Below are 16863 nucleotides of genomic sequence, written 5' to 3' on the forward strand. Positions count from 1 at the left end.
GTGGACAGCCGCTGAGGGCCAAACGCAGACATTCAAGAATTCGGAACCGATGACTGGTATAAGTTGGAAGCGGTACTTTGAATAGACCCAAAGCAGTACTTCAGCCAAGCGACCAAATGAGCTCCAGCGTAGACGCTTGTTAAGCTAGCAAGCCTTGGGAAACTTAAAAGATCTACGTTGCTGGCCCCTTAAATGCGTAACCCGTGCACCACGTACCCTGGGGAGGGTCACAAATTGACAATGGGAATACCAATATGAAAAAGCAATGCCTATCAACACGTGTTCTATCGCTTACTTGCGCACTGGGAATATCTATTTCCTTTGCAGCAGGTGCAAGCGCCGCCGAGACGGCCTTAGATACAGGTCAACCACTCGCAAGCTGTCAAAGAGACTTGGGAAATGGAGTCAATGTCCAATTCATCCCAGAGTACAAAAACGGCAAACTGATAGCGGCTGTTTTGATGTTTCGGTACTACGGTCCGAAAGCACCCAAAATTAATCCCGGAAAGATTGAGCTCTATAGCTTGCCGGAAGGAAAATTGATTGCACCCACTAAATCGGAGAAGAAAGTCTCGGATGTTGTCGAAAAGGCGGTTGACGGAAAATATTTTGATTCCGTTAGATTTTCACTTTCCTCCTTGTCAAACTCTACCGACAACCTTGCATCGATTTTTCTTGAAGGAGCGGTTACATCAGGTCAGGACGACCTTGGTAAATCTACAAACATTCGGTTTTCCAACAATCCACCCCCCTCAAAAAACGAAGGGAATATTGAAATTCAAGGCTGTCGTCCGGGCTTAGAGGATTGGAAGCCCCAAGAGCCCCTAGAGCAGCGACTCAAATCCAAGGACGTCGCCATCGGCAAGGCGGCAGCAGTTGAGCTATTGAAAAGCGCAGATACCGCGTATCCAATGAATTTGATGATTGCCGCGTATCAATTGTCGCTAGCTGGGTCGATGAACGATGCCGCATTTTGGCTTTATGCCGGCAACCTTCGCGCCGACTATTTTTCTGTAGTTGAAGGCCGTGAATTCGCGGGATTGGCTAGAGGGTTGTACTTATCGATGGGGCGACCTGCGATAGATGCCAAGGCCATGCTTGATGTCCCCAAGATGGCGGCAATGCTTGAGAAAGTTTTACAGTGGGATGACAAGACTTTCGAAGCATGGTGCATTGAAAACGACCTGAACTCAAAAGATGAGAAGTTACAGTCTCAACGCAAAGTAGCACGCCAACAAGTCATGGATTTCACTAAGGAACTTTTGGTGAATCGAGATAAGTATGAAAAGCAGGCACGTGATTACAAGAGTCCAGAACAAAAGTTAATCGAGAAAAATGCGGAAATAGCTAAGGATATTGACCTCAATTTCACGACTGATGAAATTGAACGCACTATCGGCGAACATGTGCTTAAAGTTCCTGCCAACTATTTGTTCCCGATGGGCAAGCGTCTTGCGAATGCGCCCTACTTCAACAAACTGAATCTCACGATTTTCTTACCCTCCTTTTCAGGATTCACAAAAAAAAATTGGCAAAACACTGGAAATCCGAGCGGTATGCCGCAGGACAGAGTAACTGCAACTCTGGTGCATAAGCGCCAAGACTCAACGAACCATGACTCTGATGGTGAAAAATCAGAAAAGTTATTTGACGAATTCGTTGCCTCAAGCCCTCCCAAAATTGAATATCTTGGGCAAGAATTTCTCCTATATCACTACCTAAAAACCAAGCTAAAGCTTCCCACACATCTTGATGATGTTTATTATGTTGCAGGTGACAATCAGTCCAAGGACTCTTTCTACTTAATGTGTCATGTAAACACATTCGCGACCCCGAACACACTGGCTAAGTGCCAAGCTTTTTTCTTGGACCATGCGACTCAAATATATATAAATGCATACTTGCCACCTCAATACTTTTACCTTTGGAAAGAAATGCGAGTTGCATTCAGAGGCTATATAGAAAAGTGGGTTGTTAAGTAATAAATGACAGTATCGATTTGTAGTTTCAAATTGCCACAGAACTCGCGTTTGAATTTATTCCCTAAATCTAATGGGTTTGATTCACGTTGACTTGCGGTATGCCTCAATAAATGAGGGGATAACCTTCAAAATTAAGCGACTACTTTCACTGCAAAGCAGCTTTTCCCCATCGGAGTCGACCGACCGCTTCGGGTCGAGGCTGTGTGAAAACCCTTTGAATCTGGCGCAGTGTTTGCTATGACCTATCAAGCTGTTTGGAGGTTTGAGTATGTCCAGATTCATTGTGGGAGAAGACAGGCATCAAGTGACTTTGTTGCCAGAGTGCCTGGACGACTTCATCACTGAAGACAACACGGTCCGGGTGGTCGATGCCTTCGTCAGTGAGCTGGACATGAACGCTCTGGGCTTTGAAGGTGCCAATCCAGCTGCAACGGGACGTCCGGCCTATCATCCTGCTGTCATGTTGAAGCTCTACCTCTATGGGTATCTCAACCGTATTCAATCCAGTCGGCGCTTGGAGCGTGAATGCCAGCGCAACGTGGAGCTCATGTGGCTCACAGGCAGGCTTGCCCCAGACTTCAAAACCATTGCAGACTTTCGCCGTGCCAACAGCACTGGCATCCGCAACGTATGCCGTCGCTTCGTCATGCTGTGCCGCGACCTCAAACTCTTCAGCCAGGCAGTAGTAGCCATCGATGGCAGCAAGTTCAAGGCAGTTAACTCGCGTGATTGCAACTTCACCACCGGAAAGATCGACAAGCGCCAGGAGCAGATTGAAGAAAGCATCCAACGCTATCTGAGTGCACTGGAGACCGCCGATCGCACACAGACTGTTGAGCTTGAAGCCAAGACTTTGCGTTTGACAGACAAAATTGCACGGTTGCGCCAGCAAATGCGTGAGCTCGACGCAATCAAAGAACAGCTCAAGACGCAGCCCGACGGTCAAATATCTAGGACCGATCCCGATGCACGGTCCATGGCCACCAGTGGCAAGGGATCGGGTATGGTGGCCTACAACGTACAGGTGGCTGTGGACGCCAAACACCATCTGATCGTCGCGCATGAAGTCACCAATGCGGGTAGTGATAGAGCCCAACTCAGTCCCATGGCGCAAGCTGCGCGTGAAGCTATGGGTAAGAAGAGGTTGCGCGCAATCGCAGACCGTGGCTACTTTAGTGGTCCGCAAATCAAGGCATGTGCCGATGCAGGTATTGATGCAGTCCTTCCCAAGCCCACGACATCGAACGCCAAGGCCGAAGGTCGCTTCGACAAGGCAGACTTCATCTACATCAAGAAAGATGACGAATACGAGTGTCCTGCCGGACAACGGGCGAAGTTCAGAATGGCCAGAGATGAGCGCGGAATGATGACTCGCCGCTACTGGAGCAGCGCCTGCCCCCAATGCCCATTGAAGTCGCAATGCACACCCAGCGGCAATCGGCGAATCTCCCGCTGGGAACATGAGGATGTGTTGGAGGCTGTGCAACGTCGCCTTGATCGTTCTCCTGACTCCATGACCGTCAGACGACGAACCGTTGAGCATGTGTTCGGCACGCTCAAGAGCTGGATGGGCTACACGCACTTCCTCACCAAGCGGCTGCCCAACGTCAGCGCAGAGATGGGCTTGAATGTACTGGCGTACAACTTCAAGCGTGTGTTGAGTATCTTGGGCTTTGAGGGAATGATGAAGGCGATGAAACTGGCAGGGGCATGAGTCCTTTGTTGGAGTTTGCTGCTTCATATGGGGCCCCAGGAGCGCCATAAGACCGCTCAAGCGGCATCGGTACGGTGTTCATCGCGCAAACCTGTTGGGTTAACGCAAAGCAGCTCCTTCCTGGACGCCAACATGAGTTTCCACACAGCCTCGGTCGTATGCGGCCATCCAAGCAACAATTCGTGTGAAGATAAAAGCAGCAGTGACAACGCCAACGCCTCGAATATCTACTCCACATGACATACCGCTGGTCTGAATCTACCGACGCCCTGGACTGGGACGAACTTGCCGCGCTCTACCGTGCTGCGCCTTTGGGCAACAAGACGCCTGAGGGGCTGAAGGTTGCGTTTGGCAACAGCATGTTTTGCTGCTTGGTGTACGACGGCGAGGCGCTGGTGGGGGCGGGGCGTGTGCTGGCGGATGGTGTGGACTGCGCCTACCTGTGTGATGTGGCGTTGCTGCCCAGCCACCAGGGCACGGGATTGGGGCAGCAGTTGGTGGCGCGGCTGGTGGAGATGTCGCGTGGGCACGGCAAGATCATTTTGTATGCGGTGCCGGGCAAAGAGCCGTTCTACCGCAGGTTTGGCTTTCGCCGCATGCGCACGGCCATGGCGATTTTTCAGGACCCCGGAGCTGCAGTGTCGCGCGGTTATATCGACGAAGCCTGAGCGGGGCTGTCTGCCCATTGCTGTGTCCACCGCGTCAGTGCGTCGGCAACCGCGCCTGTCTGTGGTGGCAGGCCCAGGGTGCGTGCGGCGCGGTTCAAGGTGTCCAGTGGGAGGGAGGTTTCCAGTGCCTGCGCGCCGTTTTGTTTGCTGAGCTTTTCGCCATTCGCGCCTAGCACCAGCGGCGTGTGCAGGTAGTGCGGGGTGGGCAGGCCCAGTGCGCGTTGCAGGCCGATTTGCCGTGCGGTGTTGTCGGCCAGGTCTTGGCCGCGCACCACATGGGTAATGCCTTGCGCCGCATCGTCCACCACCACGGCCAGTTGGTAGGCCCACAGGCCATCGGCCCGCTTGAGCACAAAGTCGCCCACGGCCTGCGCCACGTCCTGGCTTTGCGGGCCCAGGCGGCGGTCGGTCCAGTGCAATGCGCTGCTTTGATTTGCTCCTGATTCAGTAGCTGCTTGCGCAGTATTCACGGGTGCTAGAGGCCAATTTGGCTTAAAAATGGCAGTGTCGGTGTGCAGGCGCCATGCGCGTCCGGGCTTGCTCTTCAGGCCGCCTCGCTCGGGTCTGCAGGTGCCGGGGTACACCAGTTCTCCGTGGCGCGGCTTGCCGTCGCCGCGCGCTGCCAGGGCGTGCTCAATGTCTTTGCGGGAGCAGGCGCAGGGGTAGGCCAGTCCAGCGTTTACCAGTTGGTCCAGGGCCTGCTGGTACAGCGCGCTGCGCTGGCTTTGCCACACGGGCGGTACGTCCGGCTGCAGGCCGCAGGCGGCCAGCTGTTGCAGGATGGTCTGGTCGGCCCCGGGCACGCAGCGTGGGGTGTCCACATCTTCGATGCGCACCAGCCACTGGCCGCCGTGGGCGCGTGCGTCCAGCCAGCTGGCCAGTGCAGCAACCAGCGAGCCCGCGTGCAGCGGGCCCGTGGGGGAGGGGGCGAAACGACCGCGGTACTTCAAGCGACTTGCAGTGCCAGCTCCAAACCGGAGATGAATGCGTCTTCTACGCGGTGGCCGAGGCACCAGTCGCCGCATACGCCCAGGCCGGCCTTGGCGTCCAGCAGGTGGCTGTGACCCAGGGGCTGTTCGGTTTTGGCGTACATCCAGCGGTGCACATCGGCGTGGGCCGGCTCGGCACGGATGCCCGTGATCTCCGAGAAGGCCTTGATGAGTTTGGCCTGCACGCGGGCCGGGTCGTCATTCAGGTGCTCTTGCGACCACGCGGCGCTGGCCTGCACGGTCCAGCGTTCCACGCGGCCACGGCCGGGTTTGCTGGATTCACGCGTGAGCCAGGCAATGCGGTGGTGCGTGCTGCGCGCCGCGTTCCACTGCGGGCCCAGCGTGGTGAGGCCGGGCTGCACTGCTTGTGGGAAGGCGAGCATCAGCGTCCAGCACGGGGCTACCGACACCTTGGCCGTCTTTTTGGCCAAGGCTTCGCCCTTGGGCGTGGTGGCCAGCAGAGCCTGGGCTTGCGGGTGAGGGATGGCCAGCACCACGGCGTCAAAGCCGCTGTAGACGTGGCTGCTGTCGTCTGCACCGGTGGTGTGCAGCTGCCATTGTTTTTTGTTCAGGGCATCGGGGGCAATCGCCATCACGCGGGTTTGCAGCTCCACACAGCCTGCGTCTACCAAGGGCTTGGCCCAGGCGCGCACCAGCGCGTTCATGCCCGGGGATGGCACCCAATGCGGCTCGCGGGCCGGCAGGCCCGCAGCGGCCACGCGGCCATGCGAGTCGAGCACCCGCACGGTGTTGGCGCTCCAGGGGCGGCACAGGCCGGCGGTGGTTTGCAGGGCCAGTGCAAAGCGCTCGTCGCGCACGGTGAAGTACTGCGCGCCATGGTCAAAGGTGCCAAAGGCGCTGTCGCGTGTGGACATGCGCCCGCCTATGCCCCGGCTTTTTTCAAACACCGTCACCCGGTGGCCTGCTTGCACCAGGGTGCGTGCGCAGGTGATGGCTGCCATACCGGCGCCCACGATGGCGATGTTTTTGGGTTGGGTCATGGGCGCGATCTCCAATAGTTGTAGTGGTCTCTTTATACACGCTGGCCGGGACCCGCGGGCTTACGCGTTGCGGTGTTCTTCCAGTAGCGCGTTGCGTGTGGCCGGGCTCTCCAGCTGGCTCAGCCACCATTGCAGGGCCCGGCCCTGCTGGGTGCTTTTGCTTAGGCGCCAGGCGTAGTGCAGGGGCACTTGGCGCTGCGCCCGTTCGGTCTTCTTGACGACCAGGCGGCCGGTTTCGATATAGCTGTCGGCCATGCAGCGGGGCAGGTTGCCGCCGCCCAGGCCGCGCAGCTGGGCGTCCAGCTTGGCGTGCATGGTGGGCACGGTGAAGACGTCTTGCCCGCTGAGCAGGCCAAAGGTCTGGCCGGCCCCGCGGCTGATGGAGTCAGCCACGGCCACGGCGCGGTGTTTTTGGATGACTTCGTCCGAGAGCGGTTCGGGGGCGTTGGCCAGCGGGTGGTGCGGCGCCACGGCATAGACAAAGGTGATGTGGCCCAAGGGCTTGCTGTGCACACCGGCAGTGCGTGCCGAGTCCGGGCCGACACCAATGGCCAGGTCGGCCTGGCCGCGGGTCAGGGCCTCCAGCGTACCTGAGAGTGTTTCTTCGCGCAGGCGGATGCGGGTGGGTGGGGACTGGCTGAAAAAGCTGTCGCACAGCTCCATGATGGTGGGCTTGGAAATGACGGTGTCGATGGCGATGGTGAGCTGCGGCTCCCAGCCCGTGGCCACACGTTTGACGCGGTTGGCCACGGCGTCAATCTCCTCCAGCAGGCGTGCGCCCTCGCGCAGCAGCTCGGCCCCCGCCTCGGTGAGTTTGGCTTGGCGGGAGCTGCGGTCGTACAGCAGCACGTCCAGCGCATCCTCGATCTGCCGCACCCGGTAGGTCAACGCGCTGGGCACCATGCCCATCTCGCGCGCTGCAGCGGCAAAGCTGCCGGCCACGGCAATGGTTTGCAGCATGGAGAGCGCGTCAGGAGTCAAGAAGTCACGGGCATTTTGCATGAAGCGGGTATTTAAGTTGAATTGGTTTGAATGATGCCATCAAACAGCGTGGATGGAAAACCCCTGCCCGAGGCCTAAAGTTCAACCCATCAGCAAGACACACAAGAAAGGACTTCGCTATGTTGACCTTACGCAAATCCCAAGACCGCGGCCACGCCGACCATGGCTGGCTCAAGTCGTTCCACAGCTTCTCGTTCGCCGGTTACTACGACCCTGCCCACATGGGCTGGGGCAACCTGCGCGTCATCAACGAAGACCGCATTGCCCCCGGCACCGGCTTTGGCACCCATGGCCACCGCGACATGGAAATCATCAGCTACGTGATGTCGGGCAACTTGGCACACAAGGACAGCATGGGCAACGTCAAAGGTATTCCGCCCGGTGATGTGCAGCGCATGAGCGCAGGCACTGGCGTGCAGCACAGCGAGTTCAACCACGCCCAGGGAGAGACCACGCATTTCTTCCAGATCTGGATTGAGCCCAATGTGCGCGGCATCCCGCCCAGCTACGAGCAAAAGAGTTTTGCCTCTGAAGAGAAGCAGGGCAAGCTGCGCTTGGTGGCATCGCCTGACGGTGCGGACGGCAGCGTGCTGATCCACGCCGATGCCAAGCTCTACAGTGGCCTGTTTGACGGTGCACAGAGCGCCGAGCTGGCCCTGGACCCTGCACGCAAAGCCTATGTGCAGGTGCTGCGCGGCGGTGTGGAAGTGAATGGCGCCAAGCTCTCGACCGGAGATGCTGCGCTGCTGGAGGGCGAAAGCCGTATTTCCCTGGCCCAAGGCAGCGATGCCGAAGTGCTGGTGTTTGACCTGCAAGCCTGATCGTTTAGTTTTTTTCAGTAGTGTCCGGTTTAAATGATGGCCATCGGCTTGCAAGCCAATAGCAACGCGGGTTTCAAGAGGTTCATGGCTGTCCACGATTTGAATTTCAATTGGCACATTTGCGATGCTCTCGGGTTTGAACAGCCTGGGGTGACGCATGAACGTGGGCAAGACGCTGTTTGCGCAAATCATGGAGTACGTGCCATGGAAGACGTTTGGTCGCATCATCGATCGCCACGCGGGCGATGCCGGAGTGCGAACTCTCAGTTGCGCCGACTTGTTTCGGGTGATGGCCTTTGCGCAACTGACCTGGCGCGAATCCCTGCGCGACATCGAGGTCTGTCTTGCTGCCAACCAAACCAAGCTGTTTCACATGGGCATGAAGGGCGTTCCCGCACGCTCCACGCTGTCCGATGCGCTGAACCTGCGGGATTGGCGCATCTACCACGCGCTGGCGATGCGTCTGATCCAACGTGCCAGAAGTCTCTATGCCAGAGACGCCCTGAACATCGACCTGGATGCCACGGTCTACGCGCTGGATGCGACCACGATCGACCTGTGTCTGAGTTTGTTCGACTGGGCCCCATTTCGTACCACCAAAGCGGCTGTGAAGATGCATACGCTGCTGGACCTGCGTGGCTCTATTCCCGCTTTCATTCACATCAGCGACGGCAAGATGCACGAGGTCAACGTGCTGGACATCCTGCCCATCGAAGCCGGTGCCTTTTACGTGATGGATCGGGGCTACCTGGATTTCGCTCGGCTGTACAAGATGCATCAGGCCGGAGCTTTCTTTGTCACCCGCGCCAAGCGGGGTATGGATGCGCGTCGGGTGTATTCGGCACCCACCCATCGGGATACCGGAGTGATCTGCGATCAGACCATTGCTCTGAACGGGTTCTACACCGCTCAAGACTATCCCGAGCACTTGCGCCGCATCCGATTCAAGGATCCCGAGTCCGGCAGGACCTTGGTGTTTCTGACCAACAACACCAGTCTGCCGGCGCTGACGATTGCCGCCCTGTACAAGAACCGTTGGCAGGTGGAACTGTTCTTCAAGTGGATAAAACAGCACTTGCGCATCAAGCGCTTTTTGGGCACGAGCGAGAACGCGGTCAAGACACAAATTTGGTGCGCCGTGTCCACTTACGTGCTGATTGCCATCGTCAAGAAGGAGCTTCACTTGGATGCCTCGCTCTACACATTTCTACAGATATTGTCAGTGTCGGTTTTTGAGAAAACCCAGATTTCATGCGCCTTGCAGCCCGACACCCCATTGCCAGAAACACCGATCAGCTCTAACCAGTTGAATTTGTTTACTTTTTAACCGGACACTACTGAGTTTTTTTACCCAATGAAGGAGATCCTCATGTTTGACAAATTCCAAAACCCCCTGGCCCTGGTGGCCCGTGTTCTGCTGGCGGCCTTGTTTGTGCCTGCAGGCATCAGCAAGATTGCCGGTTTTGCTGGTACCGTGGGTTACATCGGCTCGGTCGGCCTGCCCCTGCCCATCGTGGGCGCCGTGCTGGCCATCGTGGCCGAGGCGGGCGGTGGCATTGCGCTGCTGCTGGGCTTCCAGACCCGAATTGCCGCGCTGGTGCTGGCAGTGTTCACGGTGGTGGCCGGTGTGTTTTTCCACGCCTTCTGGGCCGCGGCACCCGAGGCTGCGCAGATGCAGCAGATCATGTTCATGAAGAACATCGCCATCGCCGGTGGCTTGCTGATGCTGACCGCTTTTGGCCCCGGAGCCCTGAGCCTGGACGCCAAGCGCGCCAACTGATCTCCCCTTGGACCCGCGGGCTGCGGGTCTTTCTTGTTCGCCTTAACCTTCACCTTTTTCAAGGAGTTTTGACATGGCAAAAGTAGCAGTGGTATTCCATTCCGGTTACGGTCACACCCAGCGCATGGCGCAGTCGGTGGCGCAGGGCGCGGGTGCCGACCTGATCACGATCGACGCCGAAGGCAATGTGCCCGAAGCCGCCTGGGACACTTTGGTCGCGGCGGACGCGATCATCTTCGGCTCGCCCACCTACATGGGCAGCGTGAGCTGGCAGTTCAAGAAGTTTGCCGATGCATCCAGCAAGCCTTGGTATGTGCAGGCCTGGAAAGACAAAATTTTTGGTGGCTTCACCAATAGCGCCAACGTGGACGGTGACAAACATTCCACGCTGCACTACTTCATGACCCTGGCCATGCAACACGGCGGCCTGTGGGCAGGTACTGGCATGGCCTACAACAACCACAAGGGTTCGCAGCGTACCGATGTGAACTACATGGCGTCCAACGCTGGCCCCATTGCCCAAACCCCGGGCGATGCCAGCGCTGACGAAATGAACGCCGGTGACCTGGAAACCGCACGCAAATACGGCGAGCGTATTGCTGCCCTGGCAAGCAAGCGCGCCTGAGCGGTTTAGCCTCCCAAAAAACCGGGCGAGGTGCTGTGGCACCTGCCCGGTTTTTTTATGCGCCTTGCTAAGATGGCGTTGGCACTTTTGCCAGCAACCCGAGGTTCCTGCTTGTATGCAACACCGTCGTGCTATCCATTTGCTAGCTGCTTGCGCAATATCCATGGGGGCTGTAGTTCCTTTTCATTCCCAAGCGCAGACTGACGCTTCGGCGTTTAGCGCCTTGTCCACCATGCCCGTGGCCTCGGTGGTGGGGGCCAGTGCGGGTGCGGTGGTGGCGGTGCCAGTGGCTTTGTCTACCGCGGGCGCGGTGTTGGTGGTCAAAGGGGTAGAGGCCTCGGCCAAGGGCACGGTGTACCTGCTGGAGCGGGTGTCGGACGGCGCGCGTGTGAGCGTGGAGGCGTCGGGCAAGGTGGCCAGCGGAGTGTCCACCGCCGTGGGTACCGTGGTCACCGTGAGTGTGATTGGCGCCGGTGTGGTGCTGTCGGTGGCGGGCACCGTGATTGCTTTTATTCCCAATGAAATTGGCAAGGCATTGCTGCACAACGAGCGAGTGAGCCGATGACGCGCCCCTGTGTTGGCGGCGCAGCAATTGCCCTGCTGTCGCTGGCCCTGCTGGCCCCGGCCCATGCCGGGCGCCCCTGCAACGAGCCCCAGGCGCTGAAGGCCGAGACGCTGGAGCGATCGCTGGGTCTGGCGATGAGCACCCTGAAGACGCTTGATGCCAGCGGCGCCAAGGTGGTGGTGATGGCGCGTGCGGGGCAAGACCTCAGCAAGTACGGCATCCGTTATTCGCACCTGGGCTTTGTGTACCAGCAGCCCGACGGGCAGGGTGGCCAGGTGTGGCGTGTGTTGCACAAGCTCAACCAGTGCGGGACTTCGGAGTCAGCGATCTACCGCCAGGGCCTGGGCGAGTTTTTTATGGATGACTTGTGGCAGTACAAGGCCGCTTGGGTGGTACCCACGGAAGCAGTGCAAAAGCGCTTGCTGGCCTTGCTGCTGGACGAGAAGCAGGCGCTGCAGCTGCACCACAAGCCCTACAACATGGTGAGCTACCCATGGGCACAGAAGTACCAGCAGTCCAACCAGTGGGCCATAGAGACCATGGCCCTGGCCATGACCGCCGAGAGCAAGGCACCCGTGGCGGATCGGCAGCAGGCCCAAGCCTGGCTCAAGGCGCAGGACTACCAGCCCAGCACGCTGACCATCACGGCGCTTACCCGCCTGGGCGCGCGCATGACCAAGGCCAATGTGGCCTTTGACGACCACCCTGATGTGAAGCGGTATGCTGACAAGATCGAGACCGTGACGGTGGACTCGGTGTTTGACTGGATGCCGCGCGCCGGGCTGGTGGACAAGCCGCTGGTGACCCAGCGCTAGGCCGCTCAGGAGGCCGCGGGTTCGGCCTGCAGGCCCACGGTCTGCAGGTCGACCCCCAAGGCGCGGCGCTCGTCGAACACAAAGCAGCCACCGTGGTAGTGGCTGCCGTCGGTTTCTTCAAAGTATTTGAGGATGCCGCCTTCGAGCTGGTAGACGTGCTCCAGCCCTTCCTCACGCATCAGGATGGCGGCCTTCTCGCAGCGGATGCCGCCGGTGCAAAAGCTGACCACGGTTTTGTCTTTCAGGTCGTCCAGGTGGCTGCGCAGCGCATCGGGAAACTCGGTGAACTTGGTGATGCGCCAGTCGATGGCGCCATCGAACGTACCTTCGTCCACTTCAAAGTCATTGCGGGTGTCCAGCGTCACCACCGGGCGGCCGTTGTCATCAAAGCCCTGGTCCAGCCAGCGCTTGACGGTGGCCGGTGCCACTGCCGGCGCCCGGCCGTCGGCCGGTTTGATGGTGGGGTGGTTCATGCGGATGATCTCGCCCTTCACCTTGACCAGCATCTTCTTGAAAGGCTGCGTGTCCGACCAGCTCTCCTTGGGCGCAATGTCTGCAAAACGGGCGTCGGTGTGCAGCTGCGCCACAAAGCCGCGTACATCGTCGGCCGGCCCGGCCAAGAACAGGTTGATGCCTTCCTCGGCCAGCAGGATGGTGCCTTTGAGTTTCAGCGCCACCGCACGCTGCAGCAGCAGCTCACGTAGGGCAGGAGCGTCGTTCAGGGTAACGAACTTGTAGGCGGAGATGTTCAGGATGGTGTTCACCCCCTGATTTTAAGATTGTCAGGGGCGATCGAGTTGTTCTTGCAGCCAGCATTGCGCACTCTGCGGGTCCTGGAACACCCGGGCGTCAATCACACCGTCCAGCAAGGTCTGGTACCGTGGCCCGAGCAGACTGGCGCCTTCCACGTGCGGGCCAATGACAAAAGCCACTGCCTGCAGGCGTGATTCGGCGGGCCGGGAGGCATAGTCCTGCCGGGCGCTGGTGTACAGCGCTTCGCTGTAGACTAGGGTGTCATGCAGGATGTTGCAGATGGCCCAGGGGCCGGCTGCATTGAGTGCGGGGGCGTAAGCACGTATTTGCTGAGAGGTCTGGTTGCGCATTTCTGCATTCCAGTCGCCGCGCATGTGCACCGTCAGGATGGCACCGGACAGCTCTACTTGGGCAGTACCGTGCGGACGGAAGGCGGTTGGGGCCATGTTTCTTGCTCCAAATCGGATCGATGCGGGTGTTGCCGCTTTTTTTGACTCCTCTGCCTTGATTGTGCCGCACGGCCATGTCCCGGTACCGGTGTGGCTGCGGCAGCAAACCTACAATCAAGCCATGTTTGTACACCTGCGCCTGCACACCGAATTTTCTGTGGTGGATTCCACCAACCGTATCGACGAGGTGGTCAAGGCCGCTGCCAAGGACGGCCAGCCGGCCATGGCCATCACCGACCTGAACAACCTGTTCGGCGCCATCAAGTTCTACAAAGAGGGCCGGGGCAAAGGGGTCAAACCGCTGATTGGGGCGGAACTCATCATCGAGGGTCTGGGCGCTGACCCTGCGGCCGTGACGCGAGTCATCGTGCTGGTACAAAACAAGCAGGGGTATCTGAATATCTCGGAGCTGATTGCGCGCGCCTTCACCCAAAACGTGGTGAAGAACCAGGCCGTGATCAAGATGGCCTGGCTGAAGGAACTGAACGAAGGCTTGATTTGCCTGGCCGGTGCGCAGGCCGGCCCGGTGGGGCAGGCGCTGGTGCAGGGCGACACGGCACGTGCTTACGAGGCTGCCATGCAACTGGCCAGCGTGTTCCCGCACCGCTTTTACCTGGAGGTACAGCGCGCCGGCCGTGCCGATGACGAGGCCCATGTGGTGGCCACGGTGCAACTTGCCGCCCGCATGATGCTGCCGGTGGTGGCTACACACCCCATCCAGTTCACCGAGCCCGACGACTTTGAGGCGCACGAGGCACGGGTGTGTATTGCCGATGGCGAGATTCTGAGCAACCCCAAGCGGGTGCGCCGCTTCACGCGCGAGCAGTATTTCAAGAGCGCGGCGCAAATGGAGGAGCTGTTTGCTGACATTCCCTCGGCCATTGCCAACACGCTGGAGATTGCCAAGCGCTGCAGCCTGACGCTGGTGCTGGGCAAGCCGCAGCTGCCGGTGTTTCCCACGCCCGAGGTCAATGGCCAGCGCATGTCGCCGGAAGAGTATTTCCGCTACGCGTCGTTCGAAGGGCTGAAGGAGCGCATGCGCCATCTCTATCCCAAGACGGACGAGCGCGAGGCGCAGATGCCGCGTTATGTGGAGCGCCTGGAGTTTGAGTTGGCCACCATTTTGAAGATGGGCTTTCCGGGCTACTTTTTGATCGTGGGGGACTTCATCAACTGGGCCAAGAACAACGGCTGCCCGGTGGGGCCCGGCCGCGGTTCGGGCGCTGGCAGTTTGGTGGCGTATGCGCTCAAGATCACCGACCTGGATCCGCTGCAGTACAACCTGCTGTTCGAGCGGTTTTTGAACCCCGAGCGGGTGTCCATGCCCGACTTTGACATCGACTTTTGCCAGACCAACCGTAACCTGGTGATCGACTATGTGAAGGACAAGTACGGCAAGGACGCCGTGAGCCAGATTGCCACCTTTGGCACCATGGCTGCACGCGGCGTGGTGCGCGACGTGGGGCGGGTGCTGGACATGAGCTACACCTTCTGCGACGGCATCAGCAAGCTCATTCCCAACAAGCCGGGCACCAACGTCACGCTGCAACTGCCGCCGACCGATGGCAAAAAGAACGACAAGTACGTCTACGCCAGCGAGGCAGAGCCCATCCTGGCCGAGCGCGAGGCCAAGGAGGAAGACGTCAAGACGCTGCTGGAGCTGGCCCGAAAGTTGGAGGGCATGACCCGCAACATCGGCATGCACGCCGGCGGTGTCCTTATCGCTCCTGGCAAACTGACCGATTTTTGCCCGCTCTACCAACAGCCCGGCAGCGAAAGCGCGGTGAGCCAGTACGACAAGGACGACGTGGAGGCGATTGGCCTGGTGAAGTTCGACTTCTTGGGGCTGGCCACACTCACCATCCTGGAGATCGCGCGCGAGTTCATCATGAAGCGCCACCCGGGCCAGGAAAACTTTGCCTACGAAAACCTGCCGCTCAACGACGCCAAGGTCTACCGCCTGTTCTCCGAGGGCAAGACCGAGGCCGTGTTCCAGTTTGAAAGCGTGGGCATGCAGCGCATGCTGGTAGATGCCAAACCCAGCCGGCTGGAAGACCTGATTGCGCTGAACGCGCTGTACCGCCCGGGCCCGATGGACCTGATTCCCAGCTTTGTGGCGCGCAAACACGGCAAAGAGGTGATTGAGTACCCGCATCCGCTGGTGGCCGAAATGTTGTCCGAGACCTACGGCATCATGGTTTACCAGGAGCAGGTGATGCAGACCGCCCAGATTCTGGGTGGTTACTCGCTGGGCGGCGCCGACATGCTGCGCCGCGCCATGGGTAAAAAGAAGGCCGAAGAGATGGCCGAGCACCGCGCCATCTTCCGCGCCGGTGCCGCCAAAAACAACATCAGCGAAGAAAAGGCCGACGAAGTCTTTGACTTGATGGAGAAGTTTGCAGGCTACGGCTTCAACAAGTCGCACGCCGCTGCCTACTCGCTGTTGGCGTACCACACGGCCTGGATCAAGGTGCACTACACGGCCGAGTTCTTCTGCGCCAACATGACGGTCGAAATGGACGACACCGACAAGTTGAAGGTGCTGTTCGAGGATGCCGAAAAGATGGGGCTGAGTTTTGAGCCGCCCAACATCAACCGCGGTGTGTACCGCTTTGAGCCCATCTCCAATAAGGAAATCCGCTACGGTCTGGGGGCCATCAAGGGCACCGGCCAGCAAGCCATCGAGGCGATCGTGGCGGCGCGCGAAGGCCGTGGCCCCACTGAAGAGGCGGGACCCTTCAAGAGCCTGTTTGACTTTGCGCGCCGGGTGGACCGCACGCGCCTGAACAAACGCTGCGTGGAGGCGCTCATCAAGGCGGGGGCTTTTGACAGCATCCACCTCAACCGTGCGGCCCTGGTGGAAAGCATGGACCGCGCCTTTGACTTTGCTGCGGCGAGTGCCGCCAATGCCAACCAGCACGGCCTGTTTGACATGGGTGGAGAGGACGACCATGGATCGAGTACCCAAGAGCCGGATTTGGTGGAGGTGTTGCCTTGGGGCGTGCGTGAGCAACTGACGCAGGAAAAGTCCGCCGTGGGCTTTTACCTCTCAGGCCACCTGTTTGATGAAATGGCGCTGGAAGTGCGCCGCTTTGCCAAACGGCCGATTGAGGAGGTGTTGGAAACCCGCGAACCCCAGGTGTTGGCGGGCATCATCAGCGGCTTCAAGGTCATCAACGGCAACCGTGGCAAGGTGGGCATCTTCACGCTCGATGACAAGTCGGCAGCCATCGAAGCCACCGCAGATGAGGCCCTGCTGACCACCTACCGCAGTCTCTTGCAGGATGACACCCTGGTGATTGTGAGTGGCCGTTTGCAGCCCGGGCGCAACGGCTTTGCTGCGCGTTTTGTGCTGCAGCAGGTCTGGAGCCTGGAGCAAGCGCGTTGTCGTTTTGGCAAATTTCTGCGTGTGGCCGTGCAACTCGACGCCCGTCAGCGTGCGCCCGATTTGCAGGCTTTGCTGCGCGAGTTCCCGGCAGAGCGTGAGATGTCGGAGCAAGGGGAGCTGGTGCGGGGCCTCGGTGTGCGCCTGCAGGTGCAATGCCTGACTGCGGAAGGCGAGTTGGATGGCGCTGCCGTGGACCTGCACTTGGACGAGCGTGCCAAGTTTTTCCCCAGCGATGCGGCATTGGCCAGCTGGCGCGGCCAAGCCTACCAAGGCAAAGCCGCCATTGTTTACGATTTATAGATCAAATACGG

Annotated in this window: 15 protein-coding genes; 9 read left to right on the plus strand and 6 right to left on the minus strand. The window is 59.1% G+C overall.

What is annotated here, in order from left to right; translation table 11 throughout:
- Positions 1–1322: 1322 nt before the first annotated feature.
- Positions 1323–1484 (minus strand): hypothetical protein, encoded by a 162-nt coding sequence (locus U5O12_RS21085; protein ID WP_416221418.1) that lies wholly within the window; start codon positions 1482–1484, stop codon positions 1323–1325.
- A gap of 766 nt (positions 1485–2250) precedes the next feature.
- Here U5O12_RS21085 and U5O12_RS00010 point away from each other — a divergent pair.
- Both U5O12_RS00010 and U5O12_RS00015 read left to right on the plus strand, forming a co-directional pair.
- A complete protein-coding gene (locus U5O12_RS00010) occupies positions 2251–3696 on the plus strand; it encodes an IS1182 family transposase (RefSeq protein WP_322576666.1) in 1446 nt (481 codons plus the stop codon).
- A gap of 236 nt (positions 3697–3932) precedes the next feature.
- Positions 3933–4364, plus strand: coding sequence for a GNAT family N-acetyltransferase (locus U5O12_RS00015; protein ID WP_322576667.1), 432 nt, complete (start codon positions 3933–3935; stop codon positions 4362–4364).
- On the opposite strand, the gene gluQRS is transcribed toward U5O12_RS00015, so the two are convergent.
- Genes gluQRS through U5O12_RS00030 form a run of 3 tightly spaced genes read right to left on the minus strand, consistent with a single transcriptional unit; the run spans position 4346 to position 7356 of the window.
- Positions 4346–5314, minus strand: a complete 969-nt coding sequence (gene gluQRS / locus U5O12_RS00020; RefSeq protein WP_322576668.1) for a tRNA glutamyl-Q(34) synthetase GluQRS — start codon at positions 5312–5314, stop codon at positions 4346–4348. The two genes, U5O12_RS00015 and gluQRS, sit on opposite strands and share 19 nt — an antisense overlap.
- Entirely contained in the window at positions 5311–6354 is a 1044-nt protein-coding gene (locus U5O12_RS00025) for an NAD(P)/FAD-dependent oxidoreductase (protein ID WP_322576669.1), read from the minus strand. The genes gluQRS and U5O12_RS00025 overlap by 4 nt, the downstream gene beginning before the upstream one ends.
- Positions 6355–6414: 60 nt before the next feature.
- Positions 6415–7356: a LysR substrate-binding domain-containing protein gene (locus tag U5O12_RS00030; RefSeq protein ID WP_322576670.1), complete on the minus strand. Its 942-nt coding sequence runs from the start codon at positions 7354–7356 to the stop codon at positions 6415–6417.
- Positions 7357–7475: 119 nt separating this feature from the next.
- Here U5O12_RS00030 and U5O12_RS00035 point away from each other — a divergent pair, with 119 nt between their 5' ends.
- From U5O12_RS00035 to U5O12_RS00060, 6 genes are all read left to right on the plus strand, one after another.
- Positions 7476–8177: a pirin family protein gene (locus U5O12_RS00035; RefSeq protein WP_322576671.1), complete on the plus strand. Its 702-nt coding sequence runs from the start codon at positions 7476–7478 to the stop codon at positions 8175–8177.
- Between the two features lie 157 nt (positions 8178–8334).
- Positions 8335–9504 carry an IS4 family transposase gene (locus U5O12_RS00040; RefSeq protein ID WP_322576672.1) on the plus strand — a complete coding sequence of 390 codons (1170 nt, stop codon included), beginning with the start codon at positions 8335–8337 and terminating at the stop codon, positions 9502–9504.
- A 42-nt stretch (positions 9505–9546) separates the two neighbouring features.
- Positions 9547–9957, plus strand: a complete 411-nt coding sequence (locus U5O12_RS00045) for a DoxX family protein (RefSeq protein WP_322576673.1) — start codon at positions 9547–9549, stop codon at positions 9955–9957.
- A gap of 73 nt (positions 9958–10030) precedes the next feature.
- The gene (locus tag U5O12_RS00050; RefSeq protein ID WP_322576674.1) at positions 10031–10582 is read left to right on the plus strand and encodes a flavodoxin family protein; all 552 of its coding nucleotides are present in this window, start codon (positions 10031–10033) and stop codon (positions 10580–10582) included.
- Positions 10583–10745: 163 nt separating this feature from the next.
- Complete coding sequence (locus tag U5O12_RS00055) at positions 10746–11147, plus strand: hypothetical protein (protein ID WP_322576675.1); 402 nt, start codon at positions 10746–10748, stop codon at positions 11145–11147.
- Positions 11144–11962 (plus strand): DUF2145 domain-containing protein, encoded by an 819-nt coding sequence (locus U5O12_RS00060; protein WP_322576676.1) that lies wholly within the window; start codon positions 11144–11146, stop codon positions 11960–11962. Before U5O12_RS00055 ends, U5O12_RS00060 begins: the two co-directional genes overlap by 4 nt.
- Before the next feature lie 5 nt (positions 11963–11967).
- Here U5O12_RS00060 and U5O12_RS00065 read toward each other — a convergent pair whose 3' ends face one another.
- Positions 11968–12726, minus strand: a complete 759-nt coding sequence (locus U5O12_RS00065; protein ID WP_322576677.1) for a sulfurtransferase — start codon at positions 12724–12726, stop codon at positions 11968–11970.
- Positions 12727–12744: 18 nt separating this feature from the next.
- On the minus strand, positions 12745–13161 hold the full coding sequence (locus U5O12_RS00070; RefSeq protein ID WP_322576678.1) for a hypothetical protein: 417 nt from the start codon (positions 13159–13161) through the stop codon (positions 12745–12747).
- A gap of 124 nt (positions 13162–13285) precedes the next feature.
- Between U5O12_RS00070 and dnaE the strand changes: the two genes are divergently transcribed.
- Positions 13286–16852 (plus strand): DNA polymerase III subunit alpha, encoded by a 3567-nt coding sequence (dnaE, locus tag U5O12_RS00075; RefSeq protein ID WP_322576679.1) that lies wholly within the window; start codon positions 13286–13288, stop codon positions 16850–16852.
- The last annotated feature ends 11 nt before the right edge of the window (positions 16853–16863 follow it).

This window comes from Rhodoferax sp., assembly GCF_034519335.1.
Classification (GTDB): domain Bacteria; phylum Pseudomonadota; class Gammaproteobacteria; order Burkholderiales; family Burkholderiaceae_C; genus Allorhodoferax.

Excerpts from the sequence above, each read along its gene's own strand:
- U5O12_RS00010 (WP_322576666.1), top strand. The coding sequence starts at position 2,251 with ATGTCCAGATTCATTGTGGGAGAAGACAGGCATCAAGTGACTTTGTTG.
- U5O12_RS00015 (WP_322576667.1), top strand. The coding sequence starts at position 3,933 with ATGACATACCGCTGGTCTGAATCTACCGACGCCCTGGACTGGGACGAA.
- U5O12_RS00025 (WP_322576669.1), bottom strand. The coding sequence starts at position 6,354 with ATGACCCAACCCAAAAACATCGCCATCGTGGGCGCCGGTATGGCAGCC.
- U5O12_RS00030 (WP_322576670.1), bottom strand. The coding sequence starts at position 7,356 with ATGCAAAATGCCCGTGACTTCTTGACTCCTGACGCGCTCTCCATGCTG.
- U5O12_RS00035 (WP_322576671.1), top strand. The coding sequence starts at position 7,476 with ATGTTGACCTTACGCAAATCCCAAGACCGCGGCCACGCCGACCATGGC.
- U5O12_RS00040 (WP_322576672.1), top strand. The coding sequence starts at position 8,335 with ATGAACGTGGGCAAGACGCTGTTTGCGCAAATCATGGAGTACGTGCCA.
- U5O12_RS00045 (WP_322576673.1), top strand. The coding sequence starts at position 9,547 with ATGTTTGACAAATTCCAAAACCCCCTGGCCCTGGTGGCCCGTGTTCTG.
- U5O12_RS00050 (WP_322576674.1), top strand. The coding sequence starts at position 10,031 with ATGGCAAAAGTAGCAGTGGTATTCCATTCCGGTTACGGTCACACCCAG.
- U5O12_RS00055 (WP_322576675.1), top strand. The coding sequence starts at position 10,746 with ATGGGGGCTGTAGTTCCTTTTCATTCCCAAGCGCAGACTGACGCTTCG.
- U5O12_RS00060 (WP_322576676.1), top strand. The coding sequence starts at position 11,144 with ATGACGCGCCCCTGTGTTGGCGGCGCAGCAATTGCCCTGCTGTCGCTG.
- U5O12_RS00070 (WP_322576678.1), bottom strand. The coding sequence starts at position 13,161 with ATGGCCCCAACCGCCTTCCGTCCGCACGGTACTGCCCAAGTAGAGCTG.
- dnaE (WP_322576679.1), top strand. The coding sequence starts at position 13,286 with ATGTTTGTACACCTGCGCCTGCACACCGAATTTTCTGTGGTGGATTCC.